Annotated in this window: 8 protein-coding genes; 2 read left to right on the top strand and 6 right to left on the bottom strand. The window is 51.7% G+C overall.

The annotated features are described in order from the left end of the window. Positions 1 to 5: 5 nt before the first annotated feature. Positions 6 to 290 (top strand): NADH-quinone oxidoreductase subunit NuoE family protein, encoded by a 285-nt coding sequence (locus tag GT409_RS02555; RefSeq protein ID WP_160626649.1) that lies wholly within the window; start codon positions 6 to 8, stop codon positions 288 to 290. Continuing rightward, a complete protein-coding gene (locus tag GT409_RS02550; RefSeq protein ID WP_160626647.1) occupies positions 277 to 1,707 on the top strand; it encodes a monomeric [FeFe] hydrogenase in 1,431 nt (476 codons plus the stop codon). The genes GT409_RS02555 and GT409_RS02550 overlap by 14 nt, the downstream gene beginning before the upstream one ends. A 151-nt stretch (positions 1,708 to 1,858) precedes the next feature. On the opposite strand, the gene GT409_RS02545 is transcribed toward GT409_RS02550, so the two are convergent. From GT409_RS02545 to GT409_RS02520, 6 genes are all read right to left on the bottom strand, one after another. Then, positions 1,859 to 2,995 carry an AraC family transcriptional regulator gene (locus GT409_RS02545; RefSeq protein WP_160626645.1) on the bottom strand — a complete coding sequence of 379 codons (1,137 nt, stop codon included), beginning with the start codon at positions 2,993 to 2,995 and terminating at the stop codon, positions 1,859 to 1,861. 24 nt (positions 2,996 to 3,019) lie between these two features. Beyond that, positions 3,020 to 5,293, bottom strand: a complete 2,274-nt coding sequence (locus GT409_RS02540) for an FAD-dependent oxidoreductase (protein ID WP_160626643.1) — start codon at positions 5,291 to 5,293, stop codon at positions 3,020 to 3,022. 25 nt (positions 5,294 to 5,318) lie between these two features. Next, positions 5,319 to 6,320 (bottom strand): glycoside hydrolase family protein, encoded by a 1,002-nt coding sequence (locus GT409_RS02535; RefSeq protein WP_160626641.1) that lies wholly within the window; start codon positions 6,318 to 6,320, stop codon positions 5,319 to 5,321. A gap of 173 nt (positions 6,321 to 6,493) precedes the next feature. Beyond that, complete coding sequence (locus tag GT409_RS02530) at positions 6,494 to 8,437, bottom strand: hypothetical protein (protein WP_160626639.1); 1,944 nt, start codon at positions 8,435 to 8,437, stop codon at positions 6,494 to 6,496. Between the two features lie 43 nt (positions 8,438 to 8,480). After that, on the bottom strand, positions 8,481 to 10,436 hold the full coding sequence (locus GT409_RS02525; RefSeq protein WP_160626637.1) for a hypothetical protein: 1,956 nt from the start codon (positions 10,434 to 10,436) through the stop codon (positions 8,481 to 8,483). Between the two features lie 158 nt (positions 10,437 to 10,594). Then, positions 10,595 to 12,490: a glycoside hydrolase family 16 protein gene (locus tag GT409_RS02520; protein ID WP_160626635.1), complete on the bottom strand. Its 1,896-nt coding sequence runs from the start codon at positions 12,488 to 12,490 to the stop codon at positions 10,595 to 10,597. Positions 12,491 to 12,526: the final 36 nt, after the last annotated feature.

Below are 12,526 nucleotides of genomic sequence, written 5' to 3'. Positions count from 1 at the left end.
AGAGCATGGATAAGATTGTTGATGTCGAGATTTGTACAGGAACAACCTGCTTCGTAATGGGAGCAGGACATTTAATGAGCCTCGCCGAAGAGCTGCCGGAGCGATTGAAAGGATCTGTGAGCATCCGCTTCGCACGCTGTTTGGGGGTTTGCAGTGTGCCGGATAACGGGCGACCTCCGTTTGCAACGGTTAACGGAGCTTTAATCGAAAATGCGTCCGTCGAAAATCTGGTGGCGGCCTGCGACCTTCTGCTCAGTGGAGAAAAAGGAATGAATTATGAAACAGTATGATAACCAGGCCAATCGAATCCGCAAAGAGGTGCTCGTGCGGGTTGCCAGGGCATTTTTTTCAGAAGAGCTCCGCGCCATTGATCGCATCCCGATTGACATGCGGCCGCGGTCCGGCGAGTCCTCCCGCTGCTGCGTTTATAAAGATCGCGAGGTTCTCAAGTATCGGGCTATGGCGGCGTTGGGGTTTGGAGTCGAAGACGAAACCGATGAACTGACCTCGCTCCATGAATACTACGAAAAAGCGCAGCAGCGCACCTGCGTGAAAGATATCGGGCTGACAGTGATTGATATTGCCTGTCATGCCTGCCAGAAAAGCCGCTATGTGATTACTGACACCTGCCGGGGCTGTCTCGGGAGGGCCTGCCAGACCAACTGTCCGAAAGATGCCATCGAAATCGTCAACGGCCGGGCCGTGATCGATTCCGGGAAATGTGTTGATTGCGGACTCTGCATGAAAGCCTGTCCTTACAACGCTGTTGTGCGAAGTCCCGTTCCCTGCGAAGAAATCTGTCCGGTCAATGCGGTTTCCAAAGATGAAACCGGGCGTGAAATCATTGACCAGGAAAAATGTATTTCCTGCGGGCAGTGCACTCGGGCCTGCCCCTTTGCTGCCATTCAGGAACGCTCGCAGATGATCGACGTGCTGGGTCGACTGAAAGAAGATCGGCCGGTCGTCGCCATGCTGGCACCATCGGTAATCGGACAGTTCCCCGGGAATCTCGAACAGATTATAACCGCTCTCCGCCGGCTTGGCTTTGATGCGGTCGAAGAAGTTGCCACTGGCGCAGACGAGACCGCCCGGCGTGAAGCCGCAGAGTGGAAAGAGCGGATCGAATCCGGTGATGCTTTTATGACCACCTCCTGCTGCCCGGCTTACGTCGAAGCGGTCAGAAAACATATTCCAGAGATTGGAAAATTCGTGTCGCATACGCCGTCGCCGATGGCGATCAGCGCCGGTTTCGTCCGCGAAACGTCGCCGGATGCTGTCACGGTTTTCATTGGCCCGTGTATGGCCAAACGAGTGGAAGCACTTCAGAGCTCCGATGTGGATTATGTTCTGACCTTTGAAGAGCTGGGAGCCATGCTTATTGCCGCCGGCATTGATGTTCAGGAATGCGAAGCCGCGGTGATTGATGAGCCCGCCGAAGCTGCCGGGCGCGGCTTCGCCGTCAGCGGCGGTGTGACCGGAGCCATCCAGACACAGTTTGCTGATCAGGAAAATAATCTGCAACCCGTTGGTTTTGACGGCCTCGATAAAAAAGCCCTGCTTCAGCTCAAAATGGCCGCCACCCGTGGTTGTGGCGGAAACTTCGTCGAAGTCATGTGCTGCGAAGGCGGCTGCATGAGCGGTCCCGGTGTCTTAAGCAATCCCAAAACCGCCGCCCGACAGCTCAATGCCCTTTTAAAAGACAGTTAGTTTTCTCACCCGTTTACGACGCTCTCTTAAGGCGCAAAGCCGCAAAGAAACTTTGAGTTCACTTTGCGGCTTTGCGGGAGGCATTTTTAACAGATCAGCAAACGGGTTTTTGGTGCAGCCGCTGTTCGCGCAGTTGCAAGCGGAGATGGTGTTATATGGATCGGTATTGAGCCCGGTATTGGCTTGGAGAAAGCCCGGTGCATTCTTTGAATATGCGATTGAGATAGTTGTATGAAGATATTCCGCAGAGTTCAGCGATCAGTGTGATGGGTTCATCTGTATTGGCCAGCAGCAGGCGCGCATGGTTGATGCGCAGCTGCCGGATCTGCTCAACAATTGAACAGCCAAACAGCTGCCGGAACTTGCGCTCCAAAGAGCGCCGGGCCATCGGGTTTTTTTTTAGCACATCATCGACGGTGATCGGCTCAAGCGCATGTTCATTGAGGTAGCGCATAACGGATGCCATACGGTGGTCCTCCACCGCCATCGTGTCAACAGACAGCTTCTCAACCACGCCTTTCGGCTCCAAATGCCACTCCATCTGCTGTGGTTTTTTCCCGTGCATCATATCGTCCAGAATGGATGCAGCGGTTTTTCCGATCTGCTCGGCGTTCATACGGATGCCGGCTTGAGGGGGATAAGAGGCCTCGCTGAGAAGTTCGTCATAGTTGGAACCGAGAACCGCCACATCGTGAGGCACGTTGATCCCCGCCAGTTGGCAGGCGTCAATGACCTGATGCCCGATGCTCGGCCCCCAGCAATAGATTCCAATCGGTTTGGGAAGCTGCTTCAACCACTCTTCCAACAGTCCATCCACTTCAGGATTAAAGACCAGCGGCGTGCAGCCTGCATTTTTGAGCTCGCCTTCATAGGCCCGGAAGTGTTCTGCCACATATTCCTGTCGCAGATCGCCGATATAGGAAAAATGATTGAAGCCGCGGGCGCGGAAGGTGTCGTAAGCCAGCCGGGCTTCCGACTGAGGATCTGTAATGACCCGCGGATATGAAATTCCTTTGATCTGAACTGATGAAATATTGACGACCGGCGTTTTTCTCGCATCCAGCTGCTTGGCCATTTTTTTTGTGGAAACCCGTCCAATGATGCCATGCCCCTGCCAGTTTTCGGGCAGATGCAGTTGATCGTCGCGCGGCTGCGGCTCCAAATGGATGTGCCAGGGGCCATGCTCTTTGGTGTAGTCAAGAATCCCTTCAATGAGAGCTCGCGACCACGATGTAGTCGTGTCCACCAGAATAGCTACGCGAAAAATGGTGTCCGGAGTTTTTTGCATATCGATGATATGTATACCCTCTTTTCAGTAACACCTCACTTCAAAAATGGCCGGCGGAACCGGAGTGCCGGTTTGGAGATTCTCCAGGCGCAACCGATCCGTTATGACCGGCGACTCCAGACGAATCGTATTTTGTGCCTGATGATTGTCCTGCACCTCGGCCTGCACATTGCCGTCGCCATCCAGAACTCGATACTGTTTGACGCAAAACGGAACTTCGCGCTCGGGGTGGCCCCAGAGTACGGTTTCCATCGGATGGTCGTAGTCGCCGTCGAAAAAGAGATCGATACGGGAAATGGTTTGCGGAGCATCCCACTCCAGCGTCAGGACCGGAGCCGAATCGGCCGGATCGGCAACCCACGCATTGACCTGTCGGACGGGTCGGTTCCAACCGTTGGAAACATTTTTCGGCGCGAAGCATTCCAGCGGCGGGTTCAACTCAATGGCCGGGTTCTGCCCGTCGGGCCGGCGCTGCGGAATCCAGAATTCGAAGGAATCGATGCCGCTGTTCCCGGGCGGAGTCTGCGCCGGAGTTTTTGCGACTTTTTCGTCAAACTTTTGATAGACGGTCAGGATGCCGGTGCGACGTTCTTTGCTGAGCTGAACGGAAACAGCCGGATTCGGCATGAGACAGACAAAGGCATAGCACTTCGTCTCGATTTTCTTTTTAAAATTCAAAATAACGGACTGTTCATTGCCGGCATCCAGCGACAGCTCTATCGTTTCGAGCGTAACGTTCGGGGTGTGGTTGTCCGGCCTGGAGCTGACCCGCAACTCCGCACGCAGTGTTGTCGATTCGGCAACGTCCAAACGATAGGTGATTTCCGGAAGCGAACCCGGCTGCACGGGCAGCATAACGGCCTGCGCATGCGTAAGTTTTTGCTTCGGGCCGTCGGGCGCGAAACGGTCGACAACACATGTGCTCGATGCGCTGACTCGAGGAGTTTCCAACCATTGGAACTTTTTCCCGGGAATGTACTGGCCTTCGCGCAGCAGTTCCTGCTGGAGCGCTTCCATACGGGCCGGCTCGAGCAGGTCGCGCGGATTCAGGCCGTCGCGAATGCATTGCGCGGCGGCAATGCCGGTCGCCTGCCCTGTATGGGCGCAGGTGGCCATTACGCGGGTTGAACCAAATGCAATGTGACTTGCGCTGATGAGACGCCCGCCGAGAAAAAGGTTTTCGATGTTGCGGCTGTAGAGGGCGCGGTAAGGAATCTGGAAGACGCCTTTGCTGTGCCACTGGGTACAGCCGGAGTCTTTGCTGTAGAGTCCGCCGACCGGATGGTGGTCGATGGCCCAGCCGCCGAATGAAACAGCATCGGGGTGTTCGCGCTGCTCAATTATATCCTGCTGAATCATCATGGTTTCGCCTTCAAAGCGACGGCTTTCCCGTTTCCCGGGAACGGTGCCAACCCATTCGAGGGTCATGGTTTCGGCGTCAGGGAATTTACCGGAATTTTTGATGTAGTTCCAGACTCCGTAGACGACGCGCCACAATTCCTGCTTGATGTCTTCGCTTTGGTGAACGGTATCGAGATGTCCTCCGTACTCAAGCCACCAGAAGTTGCAGGCCTGCGATGTGGAGTCGAAGCCTCGATAGCGACGGATTTTGCGAACTTCATCCATATCGAGCGCGTTGGCAGGCGGAATGAATTTGACCGGTTGTCCGGTGTCTTTGCTGGTGAAGTAGACGGTGTGGCCGAGCAGGTCGCTCGATGGATTCTCGGGCGCGTACAGCTCTCCGAATTCATCGCGGGCTTCCTGGCCGATGCGGAAAGCCGCACCGGAGAGAAAACCGAGGATTCCGTCACCTGAGGCATCGAGGAAAAGCGGCGCGAAAATTTCGTAGTGTGTGCTGTTCTGACTGTTAAAGGCTTTGACGGACTCAATTCGGTCGTCAGCGGATTTTGATGCGTCAAAAACGGCGGTGTTGAGCAGCAAGGTTAAATTGGATTCCGCAGTTGCCTTTTCAAACAGCAGAGCATCGAACAGCAGCGCATTGCCTTCGGGATTTCGATAGAGGTTTTCGGTGAGCAGCTCATTGATGAGTCCGCCTTCGCGCGCCCAGCGGTTATTATTGCCCATGTGAGAAGTGGCACCAAGCGTCCAGAGCCGCACTTCGCTGGAGGCATTGCCACCAAGCACCGGCCGATCCTGGACAAGAACAACGCGAATACCGGCCCGTGCGGCAGTGATTGCAGCACAAACTCCGGCAAGTCCGCCGCCAGCTACACACAGGTCGGTACGAAGAATTTCGGTTTTCAACCTGCGGGATAATACGAAGGATTCTTTGATCATGATTCTTTCCATATTCAGCAATACATCATTCCATGGATTTTAATGGAATATGAAGGTTGCAGCTTTCACCGCTATCCCGTGCGGCACAGAAAAGAACGGACGGATTACCGTCTTCCAAATAAAGCTGAGGCCGTTCGAGATAATCGAATTTTTTTACGCTGCCGTTTTCAAAACGAACTGTCCGGTCGGAAATCAGACACGGGTCAGACAACCTCCAGTCGAAACCGTCATGTGACTCAAACAGAACCAGCGACCGGTTTCCCCGGGTAAAATACCCGTTCATATCCTTCAGGATCGCATAATACTGTCCGTTTTGAGTCCAGATAAACGGATCTTCGGCGGGGAACATCACCTCGCCGCAGGTGAATACCGGATTGGGGTGCGGGGTAAACGGCCCATCGGGCGCATCGCTCGTTGCCACCCTATGGACTACCGGCCCGCCAAAGGGCAGAGGCTTGCGTGCTCCGACCTCTTTGTAGATCATTAAGAATCCGCCATCCGGCCGACGGGTGACAGCCGGATTCGACACCATGATGGAGTTAGAGTCGGCATCGATCAGCGGTCTTTCGCTCCGGCACCATGGGCCGTTCGGGTGGTCGGCCACAGCGACACCAATACGCTGATTATTGCGATGAATCCAGTTAAAGGAGGATTGATCCGGTTCAAGTTTTTTGTCGCCGGTTGTTCCCATGTAATAGAGAAAATATCTTCCATCATGTTCCAGCACAGTCGGGTTGTGCGTACAGGCTCCGTCCCAGCATTCTGAACTTCGTTCCCGCAACGCGATATCCCGATGGAGGTACGGCCCCAAGGGATTGTCCGATGTGGCATGTGCAATTTCTGAATGAGTTGTCCATGCGTTGAAGCCACACTCTTTCGGCCAGCGGGAATAAAAGAGATGACAGAGTCCTTCCAGGTCACGCACCATGGACGCGCCCCAGATAAACCAGTCCGGATCAAAAAGGCAGGCAGTGGGCGGAACAGGGCATATTTGATCCGCCAGACTGAATTTTAAGGTAATGTTCATGTGTACATCGTACGACCTGCCCCCGCCTGCCAATAGAACCGTTCGCGCACAAATTAGGCACATTTGCGCCAACCGCCCGCGGAAAAAATTCGCCCGGCAGTTCCAAGGGTTGAAAAACGGCGCGGAAGCACTGTTCTAAAAGTTCCAACCATTGGACCTTTTCCAGATACGGGTTAGTCGGTTTCGCCGAGCGTGAGTTTGCATGAGGTAATATATCCGCCGCCTGCTGCGAATTTGACCTGAACGGTGTTATAGCCGCCGTTCAGAGTACTGCTTGGAACGGCAATGCGGGTTGTTTTCCAGTAATCGGTGATGCCGATCGACGCGCTCAGGTCTGGAGTTGCCAGATTGCTCGTGTCGTTGACTCGCACATAGACCGGATCGGCCGAAAAGCCGTCATCTCGAAAGAGTCCGAGGTCCAGATAAATATATTCTGTAGAGGGCAGCGGGTTCGGCAGGTTGATTCCAAACCGTTCTTCCGTATTGGAAGAAATGTACTCCATATATTTATTCGCATAATAAACGTTCTCGTCAATGTGAGATTCGGTGTAGTCGATGTTGTTATCCAGATCGACACGCAGCACGAACAGTTCATCCGGATAGAGCATGACATTGCTGATGTCAAAGGTGACGGTTGCCCAGTCATAGAACGAAACGGTTCCCGTGCTGTTCATACGGTAGCGCTTACGCTTCATCGAACTGACAGTGTTGTCGCCCAGAGCATTCGTGAAGGACACCGTAATATTGTTGGAAAAGATGTTCTGAGCAATGATATAGGCCGTGTCGTTGGTGACAAATGCCTTGCTGAGAACCTTGTCCTGATCATCCGAGGTGCACAGGAGTGAATCGCCTTCGATATCGGACCACACATCCAGAAAATTGATGAATTCCGTCGCCGTATAGTCCGACTCGTTGGTGCCGCCCGGCGTTTCCTGAAAGACCACCCACGGGTAGTCGTCTGTCCAGTTGTCCGCGCGCAGGTTGATGAACGGAACAAATTTTTCCAATCGGTCCGGCCTCTCCATAAGGGTAAGTATCATGGTGCTCATCACCTTGGATGCATTGTAAAAATCGGCAGATGACCACAGGGTGATGTCGTTTTTTCTCGGGTAACCGGCTGTGTTTGTATAAATCAGCCCGCCGGCTTCGGAGAAAAGATATTTCGGCAGCGCGCCGCTGTCATTTTTGTAGCGGTAGTTATCCATCAGGTCCAGATGCGCCCGCAGTTTGCCCTGACTCAAAATTTTATTATCGGTCTCGTATTGAGCGGCATACTGGTTGGCGCTCCCGTTGCGCGAACTGTAGTCACGTTCATAAAGGTGCTGGGTATAGCAATCGATCTGATTGTTTCCAGAATAAGCGAATTTAGCGTATTTGGTTTCCCATTTGTCAAAATTGTTTACCTCCATGTACGGCCAGGCATAGGTCGGAGCACAGACTTTTATAGCCGGAAATATATCGTGCAATACACTCCCCATCGTATTGCAGAATAACAGCAAATAATCATATGCGTTGGTGTTCCAATGATATCCCCAGTTTTCAGCCGTGCTGGGTTCGTTCATAAATTCAAAATAGTCCGGAACGGAGCTGTTGTAGCAAACCAGGTTGGAGATTGTATGCATGGCGATATCCGCATAGGCATCATCATCAGTGGGGGTTAACGCGCCGTTGGTCACATCAACCTCCCCGTAATAAAGATATTCGCCCATATATTCCGGGAATCGCTCCGGCTTGTTGCACCAGATCTGGGAATGATCCAGGTTCGGGAACCGGGTGTCGGCATTTTTGAAACGCCAGTTTTTCAGCCCCTGACTGGTCCAGTAGGCGGGATCAGTGAATCCCGGGTTGTTCGTGCTTTCAGGGGCACTGTCTGTCCCGAGGAATCCGCGGGAGGGAATCCAGTTGTAGTCGTTCACGACCGTTTCTTCCATCCATGTATGTGTGCCGGGCTCCGCGCCCAGATTGCCATGCAGGTTGAAGAATGCTGTACGATCCAGATGCTGCTCCCCCATGATGCTGTAGCTGCGGGAAAAGTCTGTTTTGACCTGGATCGGTTCAGCCGTCGTCAGACTGTCGGTTGCCAGCAGGGAGAAAAGTATACATGATAGCATTTTCATTCAATGATCCTTCCGGTGTTGTTCAGGTTTTCGCTTAGATTATTTAATCAGTTTCTCCCAGAACCAGCTTGCAGGACGTGATGTATCCACCGCCGGAAGGAAATTTAATCTGAACAGTGTTGTAGCCGTCCGTCAGGTATTCAGAGGGAACGGAAAGACGAAGAGTTTTCCAATAGTTCGTTATCCCCAAAGAAGAACTCAAATCCAGAGATGCCAGATCATAGTTGTCGTTGAGGCGAACATAGGTTGGATCCCCGGAAAATCCGCCGTCACGAAACAGTCCGAAATCCAGGTAAACATACTCTGTGACCGGCAACGGATTCGGAAGCGTTATTCCAAACCGCTTCTCAGTGTTGGCTGCGATGTACTGCATGTATTTATTGGCATAATACAGATTTTCATCGATATGCGGCGCGGTGTAACTGATCGTATCGCTTAAAGATACTTTCAGCATGAACAGCTCATCGGGATAGAGGGTTACATTGGAAATATCAAATGTAACAGTTGCCCAGTCGTAGTAATGAACAACCCCGGACGTGTCGAGACGATAGCGCTTCCGCTTCATCGTCTGAATGGAATTTGTTCCAAGAATGTTATCGAAAGAAACGGTCAGGTTATTTGAGAAGATGTTCTGGGCAACAATGAACACGGTATCGTTTGTGACAAACGCCTTACTGAGAACCTGATCCTGATTGCTGGAGCTGCAGGAGAGAAAGTCTCCATCAATGTCTGTCCACATCCTGAGAAAGTTGACAAATTCCGTTTCGGAAAAGTCCGTTTCATTTGTTGATCCCGGAACATTTTCCTCAAAAAGAACCCATGGATATTCCGGAGCCCAAGTGCCCCAGATGCTTGCACAAAAGTTAATAAAAGGAACAATTTTCTCAGTGCGATCCGGTCGTTCCATCAGCTGAAGGATCATGGAATTCAGCCCCCGTGCAACCTGATAGAAATCCGCTGCTTGCCAAGTTGTAATATCATTATTCCGCGGATAGCCTACGGCATTGGAGTAAATAAGCGGAGCACAGGCCGTGAAAATATATTCAGGAAGCGATCCGTTGTCGTTTTCATATCTGTAATTATCAATCAGATCCAGATGAGCTCTCAGCTTACCCTGACTTAAAATACAATTATCGGTTTCATATTGAGCCGAGTATTGGTTCAAGCTTCCGTTCCGTGAACAGTAATCCCGCTCGAAAAGGTGAAGGGCATAACAGTCAATTTCGTTTTCAGGGCTATAGGCAAACTTGGCAAACTTTGTTTCCCAGTGGTCAAAATTATCCACTTCCATAAAGGGCCACGCATAACTAGGAGCACACATCCTGAGTCCAGGAAAAGCATCGTGAAGTTTTTCACCCATTGTATTACTGAACAGTCGAATCAGTTCATATGAATTGGTACCCCAGTGGTAGCCCCAATTACCAATACAGTCGGTTTCATTTCTGAACTCCATATAATCCGGAATCGGGCTATTGTATTTAACCATATTGGTAATTGCGTACATCGTGATATCTGCGTACGCCTCGTCGTTGACAGGAGTTAAAACCCCGTTGTCGTCATCAATCTCCCCATAATAAAGATATTCTCCCATGTAGAGAGGAAAGTAGAGCGGTTTATTGACCAGCACCTGCGAATGAGTGAGCCCCGGGAAACGGTTTTCTGCCGTTTTAAATCGCCAGTTTTTCAGGCCATCCTGCGTCCAGTAATCCGGATCAGTAAACCCCAAATTGTTAGTGCTTTCCGGGGCGCCGTCTGTTCGCAGAAATCCCCGGGAAGGAATCCACCTGTAGTCATAAACCGCTCGCTCCTCCATCCAGGCCGTTGATGAGGGCTGGGAGCCAAGATTACCGTGAAGGTTGAAAAACGTTGTTCGATCCAAATGCTGCTCCCCCATAATGCTGTAACTTCGGGAGAAGTCGGTTGTGACGCGGATCGTTTCAGCAGTTGTAAGACTGTCGGTTGCCAGCAGAGAGAAAAGCATACATGATAGCATTTTCATTCGATGATCCTTCCTCTTGTTGTTCAGGTTGCCACATAGACTGTTTATCTGAGATTTGTTGATAACCTTATTTTCGCATATGAGCTATGTTGGTTTGCGTTTATGATGTGCATTTTTGCGGCTGAAACCTGGTTCGCACCGTTGGGCGTTTATGGTGCTCAGGGCGCTGCATGAGAGATCCGCAAACGGACATAAAGCTGATCCATAGCACTGCTGTCGATGCGGTGCTGAACGATATTAAAGGCAACATTATCCGTTGTGTTGGTGGCAATCAGATTCCACCCGGCATTGCTCCATGACGGACTGAGAAGGTTTTCCGAATGTTCGACGGTATAGGTAATGTCTGCATCGGGGTCGGCTAAAAGAACATTATAGAAACTGGTGTTATGGTCCGACCCATAATAAAGAACAGGTTTCGTTCCGGTATCGGCCGGGTTTCGCGGGTCTCCTCCGAGTCCGTACTCGTAGACATTTGATTGTCCGTCGCCGTCATAATCGTCGGCGGGATCGGAATTTGGCTTTTCGTTGATTTGATAGAACTCTGTAAAGCCTGCATAGCCGGGGGATAACGGTGCGGATATGGCGGAAAACTGGTTTGATATTGCGCTGCCGGGGAGGGGTTGGGAATAGACGGCGATGTTTTGGAAATATCCTCCGATCAGGGAATAGTAGTCTGTGTTTTTTCGCCCGGCGATGGATATCGCCTCGCTGGTGGAGCCGGCTGATGTTGCGGTTACTGTGCCTGAGTACAGGGATGAACTTCCTGCTTCGCCGTAATACCAGCTCAGGTTGTTATCGGGGGCGGAAAGATCCCATGCCATTGCGACGTAGTACCACGTTTCGGGGGCGAGGGTGCCGAGATTTTTAAGAGGCTGAGCATCTCCGTTCTGGACGCCGAGGCGCAATACGTTTCCGTTGATGCCGATTTCAAATTGGGTCGATTGTCCATAATATCCCTGATTGAACAGGCTTTTAAACCCATTGAGGGTTTCCGGGGTTTTAAACATGAAACAGACGGTCCCGTTTGTTCTGGTCGTAAAGTTCCCGGTGGAACCGGAAATCGCCGGCGGATAGCTTCCGGGCATGAGCCCAAAGGCCGAATCGGGGTTGCTCCAGTAATCGGTCGTCATGTTGGTGATCGCGGCCCTGCTGGTTAGCGCGTTGAGCGGGTCTCCAGATCCGAAGTTGGGGGTTCGGGCGATTTTATACCACAGGACAGGCGGAGCGCTTCCGTCAGACGGGGCTTCAATTGCATCCAGATAGCTGATTAAGCCGGATTGCCCTGCCGTGCAGTAAAGTGCGGCATTGGTGTAGTTGTCCTGGCGCTGCCAGACTTTGACGTAATCAACTTCCATATCACATCCGTCGAGATCCCGGGACTCGTCCGGTGTGCGATTTACCAGGAACTCTAAAACGGCTGTACTGAAGCGCACGTCGCGGGGGAAATTGGATGATGTGTTCAGGTATACTGTATGGGTCTTTTTATCGTCGAAATAATAGGTGATATGACGGGGCGTCCACTCGGCAGCGTAGGTGTGCCAACTGTCAGTCAGGTCAGCTGTTGGATACAGTCTGTGTGATTGGGCAAAATCCGGATGGATGTGATAGTTCTGAGTGATTTCATTCGGCGCGCGGCCTTCGTTTATGTCGATTTCCAGTTGATTTCCTGTTTCTCCGACGGTTCCCGAACCAAAAAGCCAGAATGCATTGTTCAGCCATGGGTGGTTTGCATATTTGAACCTGGCTTCAAAGTATCCATATTTCTGCGTCCATCGGGTTCGCAAATGTCCGGTAGACCATTCCTGAGGATATTCCGGAGGATTATTCAGCGTTTTGAGGATCAGTCTTCCGTTTGAAACCTCAATATTTTCCGGTCCCCTGGAAGAAAGAATCCATGAGCCGGAATCGCTTATGACTTCCCAGTTGTTTGTGTCCAGGGTTGCGTCGAAGTTGTCTTCAAAAACCAGATTGAAGTCTGTGTATGAAGGCGGAACGGGGAACGCATGGAGCGCAAACGTTAAAAGCGCGAGGGTTGCCCCTCGCGCGTTCATCATGTTTTTACCTGCACGGAATGTTTTCATAATTCGTCA

The sequence above is a fragment of the Tichowtungia aerotolerans genome (assembly GCF_009905215.1).
In the GTDB taxonomy this organism is placed as follows: Bacteria; Verrucomicrobiota; Kiritimatiellia; order Kiritimatiellales; family Tichowtungiaceae; genus Tichowtungia; species Tichowtungia aerotolerans.
The sequence above is the reverse complement of the archived record's forward strand: the minus strand, read 5'-3'. Positions and strand labels throughout refer to the sequence as shown.